The sequence below is a fragment of the Luteibacter sp. genome, assembly GCF_036499525.1.
In the GTDB taxonomy this organism is placed as follows: domain Bacteria; phylum Pseudomonadota; class Gammaproteobacteria; order Xanthomonadales; family Rhodanobacteraceae; genus Luteibacter.
The window spans coordinates 1-16455 of record NZ_DASYDO010000046.1; the positions used below are offsets into that span (position 1 = coordinate 1).

Consider the following 16455-nt stretch of genomic DNA (forward strand, 5'->3'; position numbering starts at 1 on the left):
CAGCAACGCCATGCATGAACCCCTTTGTCATGGCCTGCGGTCCCCACCGCGAAAGCCGTCACCCGAGGATGGCCCATTGTGGCGCTCAGGTCATGCTGCGCCGCGCAAGCGGTCTGCCATGTACACCGCATCCCATGTTTCGTCGCCGTATAAGGCCGTTCGTCGGAATCGAGGCCAACCCTGCTCCGACGCGTCGTATGCTCCATCGCGTTTCCAGGGTGGAGTGATGCGAGATGGCAAGCCTGAAGTTCCTCGGACGTATCGTAGTGGCGTGGGTTGCCGCGTGGTGCGTATTGCTCGTCGTCTGGAACGCCGTCGGATGGAACCATGGCGAACTGCCGTGGATCTTCACGCTGGCCTGGTTCATCGGGGTACTGGTCGCCCTTGGCCGGGGTGTGACGCATCTCTACCATGTACGTGTCATCGCGAGCCGCATCGATGGCGAAACGGTCTCCAATCGCCAGCGCCGCCGCGTGGAAGTGCCGTATCCCGCTGACGAGGCCTTCGCGCTTGCGGAGGAAGTGGTCCGCGAACTTCCCAATGTGCAGGATGTGGCCGGTGCGCGGGGTGGCCTGCAACTGCGGGCCATGATCCGGCTTCCCGCAAGCGAACATCCGCGCCGCCGTGGCCGTGCCCAGTGGCAGGCCACGTTCGAACGCGCGACCAAGGTGTCTGCGACCGTCACACCGGGCGATGGCTCAAGCAGCGTGATGTTCGTCTGCGAGCCGGACAGCGGCGCGTGGACCGACTGGTTCAATCCCGACGGCGGCAACTCACTGGAATGCGTCGAAACGCTGGTGCGCGCGATGACGCAACGCCTGTCCGAACGGCGTAACCACGAACGCGCGGACGCGCGCCAGACGAAAATGGAGAAGGAACTCACCGCGGCGCAACTCGGCCTGCTACAGGCCCAGGTGGAACCGCACTTCCTCTACAACACGTTGGCCAGCGCGCAGGAACTGGTCCGTACGGATCCGGCCCGGGCCGACCGCATGCTTGGCCACCTCATCGACTACCTTCGCCGCTCGCTGCCGCGTACGGACGGTTCGCTGTCCACGCTAGGCGAGGAACTGGAACGCTCCACAGCGTGGCTGGAAATCATGCGCCTGCGCATGGGCGACCGGCTCACGGTACACACCGACGTACCCGAGAACGCGCTGAAGGTGCCGATGCCGTCGATGATGCTGCAGACCCTGGTCGAGAATGCCATCAAGCATGGTCTCGAACCGAAGCCGGGCGGTGGCGGCATCTGGATACGCGCGGGTGTCGACGGGTCTGGCCTGTCGCTCACGGTGGCCGACGATGGCCTGGGTTTCCGAAGCGACGGCGCCGGCACCGGCATCGGCCTGAAAAATCTGCGTGAGCGCCTGCGCCTGATGTACGGAGCGACCGCCACGTTCTCCATCGGCAACAACTTTCCCCATGGCGTCGCCGCGACCATCACGTTGCCGGTGACGGGAGTGGTCGACCATGCGTAGCACGCCCTGCTGCATCGTGGCCGAAGACGAGAAACTGCTCGCCGCGGCCTTGCAACGCGAACTCGCCATCGCCTGGCCGGAACTGGATGTCGTGGAAGTGGCCGAGGACGGCGGCGCGGCGCTCGACGCGATCGCCACGCATCGCCCGGACGTGGCTTTTCTCGACATCCGCATGCCCGGCCTCACCGGACTGGAAGTGGCTGCCGCGGCTGCCGACGCAAGCCCACACACACTGGTGGTCTTCATTACCGCATACGACCAATACGCGATCGACGCGTTCGAGCGCGGTGCCGTGGACTACCTGCTGAAACCGGTGACGCCGGACCGGCTCGCACAGACGGTCATGCGGTTACGCACCCGGCTGGCCGATGCGGCGCGCCACGCGAGCCGCACGGCGCAGGTCGCACGCGACCTCGGCGAACGCCTGGAAGGCACGGAGGACGAGCCGCTGACCTGGATCACGGCGAGTACGGGCAGGGCGACGCGGCTGATCCTCGTGGAGGACGTGATCTATTTCCGCGCGGACAACAAGTACACCCTGGTGGCGACGGTCGAGGGCGATGCCTTGCTGACCCGGCCAATTCGCGAGCTGCTTCGACAGCTCGATCCCAAGACGTTCCGCCAGATCCATCGCTCGACCATCGTGAACCTGCGCCAGGTGGCCTCGGTGGAGCGTGACGACAGCGGCAAAGGCTGCCTGCGCCTGCGCGGCCGACCCGAAACCCTGGCTGTCAGCCAGCCGTTCATGACCCTGTTCCGGGCCATGTGAGGAAGGAAGCATCCATGCGTATTTTTCTCGCCATCATCTATTGCTTCATGAACCTTGCCGGCTGCACCGACGCGCAGAACCGGACGCTCGTCGCCACATCGAAGGAGAACGGCGTCACCACCCTGCAAAGCCACACCGAAGTACGCATGGGGCGTGCGCGGTTCGCCTGCGAAGCCAGCACGGCGGGGCAGTGCTACTACTCGGTGTTCAACGGTGCCGAGGAAGTGCGGGCGTTTGCCCTGGCGGTGTCGGAGGAGCGGCTGGTCGATGGGTTGCCGCCCGGATTCACGCTTTGCGTGACGCCGACCGAGGCGAAGGTTTCTCCGAACTGCAAATCGGGCTGACGTGTAGGAACGCGCCCTGCGCGCGACATCTTTTGAGGCCATGCCCTGGAGCTGGCGCGCCAGATTCAGGACTGAGCGGAAAAGATGTCGCGCGCAGGGCGCGCTCCTACCCCGAGGGTCAAGGCCTTACCGCGGTACCACCGTGAATGTGATCTTCGACGGATGTTCCGCATCGTGGTGCACCACGTTGTGCGCGATGACGCCCTTGGCTTCGTCGTAGTTGTTCCCGCCCGTGTTCAGGTTACGGTCGAAACGTGGGAAGTTGCTGCTCGACACCGCCACGCGCAGCTTGTGGCCCGGGAAGAAGAAGTTGCTGGTGTCGATCGGCTGGAAGGTGACCTTGTACACCTCGCCGTCCTTCATCCACACCGGCGGCTTGTCGTAGCCTTCCCGGTAGCGCATGCGCTGGATGTTCTCGGTGATGTTGAAGGCACGTCCATCCGGGTAGACATCCATCACCTTGAAGGTGAAGTCAGTGTCCTTCGCATCCGAGGAAACATAGAGACTGACCGTGATCGGGCCGCTCACCTCGGTGCCTTCCTTGAACGGCTCCGAGTCGTACACGAGGATGTCGTTACGGGCGAGCTGGGTGTTCTGGTCGAAGGAACCGAACTTCACCGCCGTGCCCTGGCAACAGCCGCCGCCGCCGAGCGTGGTGACCGGGTTCATCGGATCGTAGAGGAAGCTGTCGGGACGGTCGGCGCCGTCCGCCGCTGCCACCAGCTTGCCGTCGCCGTACAGCGTATTGGCCTTGCCGCCGCTGCTGAAGTAGAGGTCGCGCGTGGTCGAGCCAGCCGGCGGCCAGGTGGGCGAATCGTGCCACTTGTTCTCGCCCATCACGTAGTACATGACCTTCGGCTGCTTGTCGACGACAGGGCTGTCCACGCCCTTCAGAAACTTGTCGAACCAGCCGTAGACGAGACCTTCGTAATCGAAGCGGGCGTCGCCCATGTCGAGGTCGCCGATCATCGTGTGCTCGGTGGCGCGCGTATATGCGCAATGCAGCACCGGTGCGATCACCGCGTACTGCTGGTCGGCGATCTTCTTCGGCGCGGTGGCGCGCACATGGTTATAGGCGGCCAGGTTCGGCGACACCGACACGTCGAACCAGCTCATGAACCAGAGGCCCGGCCGGTTGATCTTCATGTTGTCGTGCCACAGGCCACCCTTGTACCAGGCGGCGCTGTTGGGCGTGCGCGAGATCATGTTGCCGCCCGTGGGAACGTCCATGGCGTCGGCGAAGATGCCCTTGGGACCACCGGCCGCCTTCATGATGTCTTTCTCGGGTAGCGTCCAGAACAGCTTGTCCCAGTCGGGCTGGGGAGGCTGCGAGTCCAGATCGAACATCTTCGAAGCCTGGATGAGATCGGCCTGCGACATGTTCGAAGGGAACATCGGGCGCAGCTGGTTCTGTTCCTTGTACAGCCAGTCGATGAAGAGCATCTGCACCGCGCCGCCGCGATACCAGTTGCCCTGTTCGTAATACGGTCCCACGCGGCCCACGCCGGCGCCGAAGCCTTGCACGTTGAACGTGGCCAGGCCGGGCTCGTCCTGTGCCACGACGGCCATCTGCCATTCCGCGGTGGACGAGCAGCCGGTGGTGCCCACCTTGCCGCTGGACCAGGGCTGCGACGTGATCCAGCGCACCGCATCCACGCCATCGGACAGCGGCGCGCCGAGGATCTCGTAATTGCCTTCAGAGAAGTAATGGCCGCGTTCGTTCATCTCGACGAACGCGTAGCCGCGTTTCACAGCCTCCAGTTCATGCGTCATGTCGCGCGGCACGCCGAGCTTCATGTCCCAGAAATTGAAGTTGTACGGCGTCCGCACGAAAATCGTGGGCACCTTCCCGCTGGCGTTCTTCGGCCGGTAGATGTCGGCCGCCATGCGCTTGCCGTCGCGCATTTTCACCATCACCTTGCGGTCCACGACGGCGGTGTTCTCGAGTTGCTTCTCGATATCGTTGCGCTTGGCGATGGTCGCCAGTTGTTCGCGTGTGAGGTTCGTCTGCTGTGCCGCGACGGGAGCGGCGACAACGGCCAGACAGAAGGATGTGACGCCGACCGACAGCGCGGTCCTGACGTGGTGGAGGGCAGGGCGCTTGGGTCGCATGGGGTCACACCTGTTTTCAGGGACGGTTCATCGAGTTTGGCAAACTGTCCGCGTCAGGTAAATGCATGACTTCTGGCAGGGTAGACGTCCAAACACGTATAAGGCGCCGTCGCCGGCAGCCGCGAAGACGCAGGGCAGTGCATGAAGGGGCCGCATGGCATCGCGATCGGGAAAGTCCCGGCCCGATCTACACACAAAAAAGCGCCACCGTTAAGCACGGCGGCGAGGGGGATTTTGCAATGAGGATCCGTCCCTGGACCGGTTTTTCTTGTGATTAGGTAAAAGATGGGAGCAACACCGGGGAAAGTAGCGGACGTTGCCGTCCGCTACTCTTCTTGCCTGCGAGTGGTTCAGAAGTCGTAGGTTGCGGTCAGGCGGGCGTAGCGCGGCGTCTGGTAGTACAGGCCGGCGCCGTAGGTGTTGCTGACCGTGAAGCGATCGTCCTCATACGTGTAGTCTTCGAGGAGCGGCTTGCGCTCGTTGGTGATGTTGAAGACCTGGATGCCCAGGGCCAGCTTGTGATCCGCGAAGGCTGGGCGGTACTCCACCGCCACGTCCAGCTGCTTGAACCACGGCATGCGCTTTTCACCCGGGGCGTAGAGCTTGCCGGCGCAGGAGTGGTACGACGAGCCGTAGCTGATCGGGTCGTCGTCGTTCGGACCGAAGTAGCCGAGACAGGACTTCGGCGCACCCGACGTGAGTCGCATCGAACCGGAGACCATCCATTCCGGCGTGAGCTGATAGGACCCGTACGCCTTGAACTGGTGCGTGCGGTCGTTGGCTAGCAGGCCGTTGCTGTTGACCATGATCGCGGCCGCGTCCCAATCCTGCGTCTTCGAGATATCCATCTGGCCGATGTCCGACTTCACCTGGCCTTCCGTATTGCCGTAGCTCTTCGAGAAGGTGTAATCGATACGACCGAACCACTTGCCGTCGAACGGATGCATCAGGTACAGGTCGAGGCCGTAGTACTTACGCTTCGCGCCGGTGGCGAAACCCCAGTCGGCCTTCGTCATGGTGAACTGGGTGCGACCGCTACCATCGACGTTGGCCAGGCTGAAGTCGTTCGATCGGCCCGGGTTGAAAATGACGCAGCCGGGAATCGTCACGCTATCGGGATCGATACCCATCGACTGCAACTTGAGTTGCATTTTGCCGGTCCCGTCCGCATTGGCGTCGTCGCAGACATCGTCGATGGCCGCCTGCAGCTTACGCAGCGTGAACTTTGCACCGGCAACCCAGTCCGGACCCAGGGTCTTGTCGAAGCCGACGATGGCTTCGTCCTGATATTGGGACTTGAGGTCGGTGGCGGTGATCGATTTCGGATCGTTCGCCTGGCCGTACTCGGCGTTCGTCGACACCGGTCCTGGGCCGAGCGGGCTCAGCCCGAGCGGCTCGCCGTTCGGATCGATCCCGGTGTACGTGAAGTACTCGCTCGTGTTCAGCGACGACGACGCACCGCGGATGGCCACGCTGTTTGGAAGGGCGAGGTAGTAGCGGCCCAGGTTGCCGTAGATCTTCAGCGAGGAATCACCGAAGACGTCCCACGATGCGCCGATACGCGGCGCCCACTGGTTGCCGCTGTCGACATACACACGGCTGCGATCGTTGTAGTTCTTGAACTTGTCGTTACGGATGCCGACGGTGAGCAGGAACCTGTCCGTCATCTGCCACTTGTCTTCGAGGTAGTAGGCCTTCTGGTCGACCGACATGCTCGTCGTGGTGATGAAGATGGCCTGGCGAGCGTAATAGCCCGCTCCTCCCGCCGGTCCGACGCCAAGGCCGGGCACGAGAGCCTCAGTCGGATCGCTTTCCTTTCCGTATACCCAATCGTAGCCAGGCCCCGTGGTCGCCACGCCCTCGTTGTGGGCGTGGAACTTCATGTTGTCGATACCGCCGGTCACGCGGTGGTCGCCTACCTGCCATTCCAGGTCGGCGCGCAGGCCATGGGTCTTGCTGTACGCGCCCGGAGCGATCTTCTGCGTGGTGGCGGTGCTGTTGACCAGCGAACCGGCACCGGGAATCGCCGGATCCTGCAGTTCCGGATGGCTGATGAAGGGCAGGCCCAGGTCGCCGGGATTCGTCTGCACGTCCGTCGTCTTGCTCTTGCCGTACGTGGCGGAGAAGGTCAGGTCGTCGGTGATGTAGCTCGTATATTTGCCGATGGCGTAGGTCGACGAGGTCTTCGTGCTGTCGGGATACTGTCCTTCGAAACCGGTATGCACGCGGTTGTCGTAGTCGAAGGTGGAGTACTTGCCGTCACGCTCATCGGACGAGCGGATCCCGGTGAGTTCGATAATGTTGCTGTCGTTTATATTCCAGTCCAGCTTGGCGTAGTACTTAGGCAGGTCGTAGGTGAAGTGCTTCGTCGCGGCTGGAGCCGTGGTGCGTGCGTTGGTATCGGTGCCTTCCGTCTTCTCGGTTTCCGCGGCGACGAAAAGGAACAGCTTGTCCTTGATCAGCGGGCCGCCGGCGTAAGCGCTCACCGTGCGCGTCCACTGCGTATCGCCTGCGCGGTTGCGATAGAGCGTGCCGGCGAGTTCCGGGGACGTATAGCCATACCCTGCTGGCAGGGTAGCGTTCGCGAAGTACTGGTTGCCCAGCTGTGCGCGCGCGAACTTCGGCTCCCACAGCATCTGGGCACCGAAATGCCACTCGTTGGTACCGCGCTTGCCGACCTGGCTGATCACGCCACCATCGGAACGGCCGTACATGGCGCTATAGCCGCCCGTATAGATTTCCTGCTGGTCGATCGCGCCATAGGGAAGGCCGACGCCACCCAGGTTACGCAGCGGATCCGTCGTGTTGTAGCCGTTGATGTAGTACGCATTTTCCGATACCCCCGAACCACCGAAGGACACCGTGCGGCCAAAGTAGCCTGCACCCGGGTTCACGCCCGGCGCGAGAAGGGCGATGGATTCCGCATTGCGGCCGAGGGGTAGTCGTGCGAGTTGCTGCGCGGTGACGACGGTGCGCGAGTCGACGGCAGAGACGTCGATCGGCGGCAATGCATTGGCGCTGACGGTGACGGAATCGAGTGCCTGTGCGTTCGCGGCTGAGGCGGCGGCGTCGAACGAGACTTCGGAACTGGCGCCGACGGTGAGGCCGACGTTCTTGCGCGAATCGACCACCTGGCCGTTCTGCATCAGGTTGACGGTGTAATCGCCCAGCGGCAGGTTGCCGACGCGGTAACGGCCATCCGTGCCCACGGGCACCTGGCGAGTGACGCCGGTGGTGCCGGTAACCTGCACGGTGCTACCAGGCGCCGCCTGCCCGAAGATCGCGCCGGTGGTGGCCTGGGCCAAGACTGCCCCGGTACCGGCGAGACCAGCGGCAAGAGCGAACGCGAGCGCGGAACGACGCAGGACATGCGCCTGAGGGATGGTGCGTGGATTCATTATTACGGCTCCCCAGAGATAGCCCGAGCGGGCAATGAAACGTCGGCGAACCGCCGACGGTCTCACGTGGAAAGCGCTTCTCTATCGTCGTGGATCCGAATCTCCCCCGAGCGTCGATGACGATGGAGAACCACGTGCAAAAAACCGCACATCGCTATGCGGTTGCCCCGACAGTAGGCTCGTCATTCCAAACGCGTCAATAGTTACGGAACATAAAAGTGGCCATCGCAAGAAATAGCGCAGGAATATGCGATTTAGGCCCATATGTAACTATTTCTATTGGGTTTCCCGGAAGATAGCTAACTACCGGAAATCGGCCGGATTTTTCGATCCGAAAGGCTCCGGAAAGGCGTCAGGCACGAACCCTGGGGCGGGGCGGCATGGCTCCGGTCGAAGCGGCCGGATCGGAATGCCGGCTGCCGGTAGCCGGAACGGTGACGTTAGACTATGGCCCATGCCTACCATTTCGATCAAAAGGGTCTACGAGGAGCCGGGAAGCCGGGAAGGGATGCGGATCCTGGTCGATCGGCTGTGGCCGAGGGGCCTGACCAAGGAGAAGGCGGCAGTCGACCTGTGGATGAAAGACGTCGCTCCATCCCCTTCCTTACGCACCTGGTTCGACCATCGCGAGGATCGCTTCGACGAGTTCAGCCGGCGCTATCGTGCGGAGTTGGAGCACAACCCGGCAGGGGCGGAACTGCGTGCACTCACGACGAAGCGCAAAGTCACGTTGGTTTACGGTGCGCGCGACGGGCACATCAATCACGCGGCCGTACTCACTGAATGGCTTCAACAAAAGAGTTGATCCTCGCCCAGCTTTGCGTCCTTCGTCTTGGCATGGCTTCTACGCCTTGTTCACTCCCTCGGCGGGCACGCTGAGGGGGCATCTCAGGAGACCATGACATGAGCGACGACAAGACCAACCGCGGCCCGGCGGACGCCAACCGTATCAACGTCAACGAAGATTACGAAGTCCGGTACTGGACCAAGGAATTCGGCGTCTCGGAGAGCGCACTGCGCGAAGCGGTGAAGCGCGTCGGTGTCATGAAAAAAGACGTGGGCGAAGAACTCCGCCGTAAGAAGTCCTGATAAGCCCTGGCTGTGTCATTTAGCACGAGGTAGCCGTCGTCATGAAAGAGTTCCTGATATCCTGTTTGGACGGCTAAACGAATCCTGAATCCGGGGTCTTGAAATTCTTTCGCCATCGCATAAATTACTGCTCGCCGGCCGCTTCGGGGCCGGCCCGCCGCCGGCATTCGAGGCGGCCCGGAGAACCTCCGTATTGCTGATGACGAGGATATGGTTATGCGAACTCTTCTCGATTATGCCCCGCTGCATCGTTCCAGCGTCGGTTTCGACCGGGTCTTCGACCTGCTTGAAACGACTGCGCGCAACCAGGCTTCGGACAATTTCCCGCCTTTCGATTCGATCAGGCTCGATGAGGATAGCTACCGGGTGACGATGGCCGTGGCCGGGTTCCGCGAAAGCGACCTGGCGATTACCACGCAAGATGGCTCGGTGCGGCAGTTGATGGACCAGGCAGCGGCCTGAAAACACCTGCCCGGGTGCCCCGAAGGCACCCGGGCTTCCTTTCATCAGGGTGACCGGGAAATGATTCCAATGCTGGCCATCCACGCATCGGCCAGATCAGGCCAATGCGTGATGGGTTCCTGCGTCGGCCTCAGGCCGAACGCGTGGCCACCATACGCATACAGATGCATTTCCGCGGGGACGCCGGCTTTCTTCAAGGCGGTGAAGTAAACCAGCGCCTGGTTTACTCCGTCGACATCATCGTTCTCGGCTTGAAGCACGAAGGTCGGAGGGGTGTCCTTCGAAACAGGGATATGGGGATTGAGTTTCCGGTAGTCGGTCGTGAGATGTCCGGGATAGATCGCCAGGGCGAAATCCGAGCGGGCACTTTCCTTGTCGATGGGGTCGACCGGCGTGTAGATGCGGCGCTTGAAGTTCGTGCTGGCTTCGGCCACGAGGAATCCCCCAGCCGAAAAGCCGAGCACGCCGACCTTGTGGGGGTCGATGTGCCATGCCGTGGCATGGGCGCGCACCAGCCTCAGCGCCCGCTGGGTGTCCGCCAGCGACGGCATCGACAACGCGAGATCATGAGGCCGGCAATCACAGCGCCATTCGTAGGGCGGGCTCGGCACGCGGTACTTCAGCAGCACGCACGTCACGCCCCTGGGAGCCAGCCAGTCGCAGACGTCCGTGCCTTCCAGGTCCATGGCGAGGCCTTCGAAACCACCCCCGGGAATCACGACGACCGCAGCGCCCGTATTCGGACCAGTGGGGGCATAGACCGTAATGGTCGGCTGCGATACGTTGGTGACGCCTGTCACCGGCTTACCGCCGATGAGTTTGGTTCCGGTCCTTACAGATTCAGCCCCTGGCACGGTGTTGGGGTTTGGCGGCATACCCGGCCACAACGCCATTTGTGTGTGACCCGCGGCAGGCTGCCAAATTGCCGGCCCCGCACTTACGGCAGCGCAAGCGGCAAGCAGGACCATAGCCATCGTCATCCGCTTCATTGGTATCGCCCCTGCGATCTTGGTGAGGCGTATCGTCTTGTTCGTATCGGGCGATGACGAGGCTGCTTGCGGCGTTTCCGGGGGCGAGATCGAGTCGACATTCGAGCATTGACTCTGACCCCCCTTTCCCGTGATAACGATGCGGGATGACCGAACGATCGCTTCATGCCAATGACGCTCGGGCACGGATTGCTCTCCTCGAAGACGATATCGAGCTGCGTGACCAGATACTCCTGCCCGGACTGGCCGATTTTGGCTTCGATGTGCACGGGTTTGGCCGGGCGGCCGAGCTTTATGCGGCGATGCTCGGCAATTCGTTCGACATCGTCGTGCTCGACGTAGGGCTTCCCGACGAAGACGGCTTTTCGGTCACTCGCCGCCTGCGTGGCCTATCGCCTATCGGCATCGTCATGCTCACGGGTCGCGACGGTGTTCCCGATCGCGTGCGGGGGCTGAGCGAGGGTGCCGACGCCTACCTTTCGAAGCCGGTGCAGGCCGAACTGCTTGCAGCTACATTGCGTAGCCTTCAGCGGCGTCTGCACATGCAAGCAGGTGGGAGCAGCCCGTCGTTACCCGCCGGACAATGGTCGCTTGATGCCGGCGGCTGGTGCCTTATCGCACCGGGGGGTGTAATGGTCGCACTGACGCAGGCCGAGCGCCGTGTCATTGGCCTGCTGCTGGAGAAACCCGCCGAGCCGGTGTCGCGCGAGCTGATCATCGCTGCACTCACCGCCAACGTGCACGACTTCGACCCACACCGTCTCGAGACGATCGTGCACCGGCTTCGCAAGAAGGTGTCCGATGGCACCGGCGAGGCCCTGCCGGTTCGCGCCGTGCATGGCGTCGGTTACGTCATGATTCCCTGAACATACGCGGCTTCGAATCGCGGATCGGGGCGGGCAAGGTATTCGTTCGCGGCCACCGGTAAACGCATGACAAAGCGGCTACCTGCGCCGCGCTCGCTCTCCGCGCGAATACTGCCGCCGGCTGCGGTGATGACATCGTGCGCCATCGACAGTCCGAGACCGGTGCCCTCGTCGTTCGGCTTCGTGGTGAAGAACGGCTCGAAGATCCGGCGTCGCGTCGCGGCATCCATGCCGTGACCGTTGTCGGCGACATCGATCTCGACATGCGCGGCCTCCCGATGAACGCCGATGCGAAGCACACCGTCGACATCCATCGCATCCCGCGCGTTGGCGGCGATGTTCAAAAGAGCGAGTTCCAGTTGCGCGCGATCGATATGGAGCGGTGTGGGCGCCTTGTCTACGTCGACTTCAAGCCGGATCGACGACCCCAGAAGCTGGCCGAGCATCGGCATCAGCTCGCGTACGACGCTGCCCGCTTCGAAGGTCTCAGGATGCGGCATTTCCCGTCGACTGAAGCCAAGCAACTTGCGACAGATGACGGCGCCCCGGCTGGCCGCGGCTTCCACGCCTTCCAGCGCACGGTGGAGAAGGTCCGCATTGGCGTCCGAACGATGCCGTTGACCGGCATAGCCGACGATGACGCTGAGCACATGGTTGAAGTCGTGCGATATGCCACCTGCCAGGCGCCCGACAGCCTCCATTTTCTGGGCGTGCACGAGGTGCTCCTGCGCACGCTCCCGCTCGCCCATCTCGAAGCGCAGGCGGGCATTGGAGATCGCCAGTTCCGCGCTCCGCCGCACGGAATCGTCCAGGCTCTCGCGCAAGGCGGCAATGCAACGATCCAGCACGACGATGATGATGAGGTAGCGAATCGCCAGCGAGGGTGTGTAGCTCACCGCGGAATGCCAGGGCTTGCCGGCTTCAAGCGCGCGGAGCACGTCGGTGACGGCACCGACCGCGAACATGCCGAGCAACACCGCGAACAGCACCCATAGCGTACGGCGACCGAGCAGCAGGCCACCAAGCACGACGAGGAGCATCGGCACGCTGGGGTCGCTCATCTGCAAGCGCAATCCCGTGGCCGCATAAGCGACGGCCTGCGTAGCGACTTGCGCCACGATGAACCCCACCACTGCCGCACGGAAGTGTCCCCGCCGGATCGCCCACACGCACACCCATGCGACCGGCACGATAGCCAGCCCCATCCAGCGATCGACATCCAGTCCGTGGGCGTCGGAGAAACCGACGGTCAGGCGCAGGTAAAGCCAGTTGAGCGGAAGGAACACGCCCATCCAGGCCAGAACGAATTGAAGGAAAACCGCGTTGCGTCTGTCGACAGCGTCACAGACCGGAACACGACCCAGCCACGCGCGTATGTGCCTCCACATGGTTACCACCACCCCGATGTCGTGGCCGCCCCCTCGGCACACGTGTTGGCCCGTGCGCGAACACTAAGCCCGATTCGCCCGCGTGAGCAAGTGTGAGAAGTAGGGAGCAAGTGAGCGTGACTCGCTTCGCGACTGTTCCTACGTTGTGCACCTCATCGGCGGTGCGGCCCATCCGCATGCGTACGCCGGCAGGGTTTCTTGGGGAGACAACGATGAACACGACTCACGGCAAGTTGGTGCGCGGCACGGTGCTCGCGACGGCGATCGGCATGACGCTCTATGGCGCGACGGCATCCGCCGCATCGTGTCCCTGGGGCATCCTCGATCCGGCTCAGGCCAGGTTGGGACAGTCGCTCGGGTGTACGCGGCCGGACCTCGAACGCCTGCTGGCGGCCGCCAACTATTTCACGGCCAACGGGGCTGGCGATGGCAGCGACCTCGCCAAGGCGGTCGGCACGAATGCCATGGCGGCCGGCGCCGATGCGTCTTCGAATGGCGTGAACGCCACGGCCATTGGCACCGGGTCGCTCGCCGGCGCGGACTACGCCTCCGCTTTCGGCAGTAACGCGCAGGCGATGGGTTACGGCGCGCTTGCCAGTGGCAAGGACAGCCGGGCCGTCGCCGAGTGGGCCGTGGCCCAGGGTATGGAGAGCCAGGCGACCGAGCGCGGCGCCACTGCGGTGGGCGGACGCGCGAATGCCGCCGGCGAGGCCAGCACGGCCATCGGCGGTTCGTTCGACTCCTTCCTTGGCTTCGTGCGCACCGAGGCGCTGGGTGGGCATGCCACGGCCATTGGCGCGGGTGCGCATGCCGTGGGCGATTTCAGCACGGCGGTCGGCGAGCGATCCGTCGCGACCGGCTTTGGCAGTTCCGCCCTTGGCGGCACGGCCTGGTCGAGCGGCGACTTCAGTCTGGCGTTGGGGCCGCTGTCGCAATCGGTGGGTGTGGAAAGCGTGGCGATGGGCATGGATTCGCTGGCGGAAGGACCGGGCAGCCTGGCCATGGGCTCACGGTCCACCGCCGCCGGCGAACTGAGCACGGCGGGCGGCTACGCCAGCCGTGCCGGTGCTCTATGGAGCACGGCGTACGGTGTCGGGAGCCAGGCGAACGGGCAGAGTTCCACGGCCATTGGCGGTGCGATGACGGTGATCGACGGGACCACCTGGGAAGAGCAGACCTGGGTGACTGAAGCGAACGGGCAAGAGAGCACGGCGCTGGGCGTCGCCGCGCATGCCAACAACTACGGCAGCGTGGCGGTGGGGGCGGTAGCCGAGTCGTCGGCCGATTCGGCTGTCGCAGTGGGCTCGGCCAGCACCGCACGCGGTGAGCGATCCGTCGCGATAGGCAATCAGGCCCGCGCTTTCGATGTGCTCGGCGTTTCGCTGGGAGCGAATGCGATCACCACCGGACCGCGCGCTACGGCCCTGGGTGAGACGGCACGCGCTGATGGCGATGGCGCTACCGCAGTGGGCGCGGTGTCCCGTGCATACGGCGATCAGAGTCTCGCTGCCGGTTGGGCCGCCGCCGCGGTGGGGTCGCGTAGCGTGGCACTGGGTGCGTACTCCGCGACCCTGCTCGACGACGTCGTCTCGGTAGGTCATATCGCCGGCGATCCGGACATGTTCGGCACGCCTTACGAGGACACGTTGACCCGGCGCATCGTGAACGTATCCGATGGCGTGAACGACTCGGACGCCGCTACAGTCGGTCAGCTGCGGAACACCGATGCGTCGCGCTACTTCGCCGCGATGGGCACGGGCGACGATAACGCCATGGCCACCGGTGCGTACGCCATCGCGGCCGGGTCGGGTGCCCTGGCGATGGGCGATCAATCCATCGCCCTCGGCGCCGGTTCGAACGCACTGGGTGAACTCTCGACCGCCACGGGCTACGGCAGCCTGGCGCAGGCGAAATGGAGCACCGCGTACGGTGTGGGCAGCCAGGCGACAGGGCAGAGCGCCACGGCAGTAGGCGGGCAGATGATCGTCATCAACGGCGATACGTGGGAGCACGAAACCTGGTCCACCGAAGCCAGCGGCAAGGAGAGCACCTCGCTGGGCGTGGCGGCGCACGCGACGCAGTACGCGACCGTTGCAGTGGGTGCGGTGGCCGAGGCCTCAGGGGACAGTGCGGTCGCCATCGGCGGTGCTAGCACGGCACGCGGTAGTCGCTCCGTGGCGATCGGTAACCAGGCGCGGGCCTACAGCACGCTCGGAGTTTCGATCGGCGCAGGTGCGTCGACCAGCGGCGACCGGGCGATGGCACTGGGGGAGAAGGCATTCGCATCGGGTGAGGACGCCACTGCGGTGGGCGCGCTGTCGAATGCTGTCGGCAAGGAAAGCGCGAGCATCGGCTGGTCGACGACCGCACTTGGCAAGGGCAGCGTCTCATTGGGCTCGTACTCCGCGGCCGGACAGGACAACGTCGTCTCCGTGGGACACGCGGCGAACGATCTGAACGCGGGCGGTCAGCCCTACGGCGATACACTGACGCGTCGCATTGTCAATGTGGCGCCGGGCACCGCGGATACCGATGCGGTGAACATGGCCCAGCTGAAAACGACGGCGCAGATTGCCAGCGGTCAGCTCGGCGCCTTCGGTGAGGATGTGGCACGGGCCTTCGGTGGCGGGGCCAGCTTCGGTGTTGCCGGGTTCGCGGCGCCGATGTATACGATCCAGGGCGCGAGCTTCAATAATGTCGGTGACGCGTTCGGTGCCGTCGACGGGGCGCTGTCGAAGCTGGATGGTCGCGTCGGTGCACTGGAGGATGCCGCCACGACGGATGTCGATGCGGCAGGGGCCGATAGCGTCGCTTCGACCGGCAAAACCGTGAGAACAGCGAACACGTTGGCAGCGAAGCGAACCACAGCCAACACGCCCGCACCTGCTGCCGTGGCAACACGTGCCGCCGCCGCACCGGCAGCTCCCGCGGCGACGACCGATCCAGCCACCGTCGGGCAGGTCGACGAAGCACTGGTCAATGCGAAGTCGTACGCAGACACCGGCGACCAGCGCACATTGACCGACGCCAAGGCCTATGCCGACGGCAAGCTCGCGAACATGGTGGGCAGCGGCGAGTTCAACTCCTTCCGCAACCAGGTGGACGACCGCTTCCATCGTGTCGACGAGCGCATGAACCGCATCGGTGCCATCGGCGCGGCAAGCACCCAGATGGCGATCAATGCCGCAGGCACGACCTCGTCGCACGGCCGCATCGCGGTCGGCGCGGGTGTCTCGGGCGGCCAGTCGGCCCTGTCGGTAGGCTATGCAGCGCCCATCGGCGAGCGTATGCGGGTAAGCATTGGCGGCGCGTTCAGCGGCTCCGAAAACTCCGCCGGCGTAGGCTTCGGCGTAGACCTGTAAGACCGCAAAAAAGGTTCTTCACGCATTACCGGGGATCAGCACCGCCTTAGATGACGGCCCTGCCTCTGGTTCGATCAGGCTCGCCGTGGCGTTCGCGCGCCCGGTATCGCCAAGGCGCGTTACACCTGAGCGTCTCGCAGGAGACCTTGGTGCCCACCCTCGCTGCTCAGACAGGTCCTCCGCGTTCGGCAAGGAGGG

Annotated in this window: 12 protein-coding genes; 8 read left to right on the forward strand and 4 right to left on the reverse strand. The window is 64.0% G+C overall.

Features of this window, described 5'->3' with window-relative positions; translation table 11 throughout:
- Nucleotides 1-233: 233 nt before the first annotated feature.
- Genes VGM71_RS09165 through VGM71_RS09175 form a run of 3 tightly spaced genes read left to right on the forward strand, consistent with a single transcriptional unit; the run spans nt 234 to nt 2591 of the window.
- Nucleotides 234-1478 (forward strand): sensor histidine kinase, encoded by a 1245-nt coding sequence (locus VGM71_RS09165; protein ID WP_331544275.1) that lies wholly within the window; start codon nt 234-236, stop codon nt 1476-1478.
- The gene (locus tag VGM71_RS09170) at nt 1471-2247 is read left to right on the forward strand and encodes a LytTR family DNA-binding domain-containing protein (protein ID WP_331544277.1); all 777 of its coding nucleotides are present in this window, start codon (nt 1471-1473) and stop codon (nt 2245-2247) included. The genes VGM71_RS09165 and VGM71_RS09170 overlap by 8 nt, the downstream gene beginning before the upstream one ends.
- A gap of 14 nt (nt 2248-2261) precedes the next feature.
- A complete protein-coding gene (locus VGM71_RS09175) occupies nt 2262-2591 on the forward strand; it encodes a hypothetical protein (RefSeq protein ID WP_331544279.1) in 330 nt (109 codons plus the stop codon).
- Nucleotides 2592-2717: 126 nt separating this feature from the next.
- Here the strand turns inward: VGM71_RS09175 and VGM71_RS09180 are convergent, their stop codons facing one another.
- Nucleotides 2718-4703 carry a CocE/NonD family hydrolase gene (locus VGM71_RS09180; protein WP_331544281.1) on the reverse strand — a complete coding sequence of 662 codons (1986 nt, stop codon included), beginning with the start codon at nt 4701-4703 and terminating at the stop codon, nt 2718-2720.
- Between the two features lie 350 nt (nt 4704-5053).
- Nucleotides 5054-8101, reverse strand: coding sequence for a TonB-dependent receptor (locus tag VGM71_RS09185; RefSeq protein ID WP_331544284.1), 3048 nt, complete (start codon nt 8099-8101; stop codon nt 5054-5056).
- A gap of 454 nt (nt 8102-8555) precedes the next feature.
- Between VGM71_RS09185 and VGM71_RS09190 the strand changes: the two genes are divergently transcribed.
- The 3 genes from VGM71_RS09190 to VGM71_RS09200 all read left to right on the forward strand — a co-directional run bounded on the left by VGM71_RS09190 (nt 8556) and on the right by VGM71_RS09200 (nt 9652).
- Nucleotides 8556-8906 (forward strand): DUF488 domain-containing protein, encoded by a 351-nt coding sequence (locus VGM71_RS09190; protein ID WP_331544286.1) that lies wholly within the window; start codon nt 8556-8558, stop codon nt 8904-8906.
- Nucleotides 8907-9004: 98 nt separating this feature from the next.
- Nucleotides 9005-9190, forward strand: coding sequence for a DUF3606 domain-containing protein (locus VGM71_RS09195; protein ID WP_331544288.1), 186 nt, complete (start codon nt 9005-9007; stop codon nt 9188-9190).
- A 216-nt stretch (nt 9191-9406) separates the two neighbouring features.
- Nucleotides 9407-9652 carry a hypothetical protein gene (locus VGM71_RS09200; protein ID WP_331544290.1) on the forward strand — a complete coding sequence of 82 codons (246 nt, stop codon included), beginning with the start codon at nt 9407-9409 and terminating at the stop codon, nt 9650-9652.
- A gap of 44 nt (nt 9653-9696) precedes the next feature.
- Here the strand turns inward: VGM71_RS09200 and VGM71_RS09205 are convergent, their stop codons facing one another.
- A complete protein-coding gene (locus tag VGM71_RS09205) occupies nt 9697-10632 on the reverse strand; it encodes an alpha/beta hydrolase (RefSeq protein ID WP_414675111.1) in 936 nt (311 codons plus the stop codon).
- Between the two features lie 155 nt (nt 10633-10787).
- Here VGM71_RS09205 and VGM71_RS09210 point away from each other — a divergent pair, with 155 nt between their 5' ends.
- Nucleotides 10788-11507 carry a response regulator transcription factor gene (locus VGM71_RS09210; protein ID WP_331544294.1) on the forward strand — a complete coding sequence of 240 codons (720 nt, stop codon included), beginning with the start codon at nt 10788-10790 and terminating at the stop codon, nt 11505-11507.
- On the opposite strand, the gene VGM71_RS09215 is transcribed toward VGM71_RS09210, so the two are convergent.
- Nucleotides 11489-12793 carry a sensor histidine kinase gene (locus VGM71_RS09215; protein ID WP_331544296.1) on the reverse strand — a complete coding sequence of 435 codons (1305 nt, stop codon included), beginning with the start codon at nt 12791-12793 and terminating at the stop codon, nt 11489-11491. The two genes, VGM71_RS09210 and VGM71_RS09215, sit on opposite strands and share 19 nt — an antisense overlap.
- 314 nt (nt 12794-13107) lie before the next feature.
- Between VGM71_RS09215 and VGM71_RS09220 the strand changes: the two genes are divergently transcribed.
- Nucleotides 13108-16257, forward strand: coding sequence for a YadA-like family protein (locus VGM71_RS09220; protein WP_331544298.1), 3150 nt, complete (start codon nt 13108-13110; stop codon nt 16255-16257).
- The last annotated feature ends 198 nt before the right edge of the window (nt 16258-16455 follow it).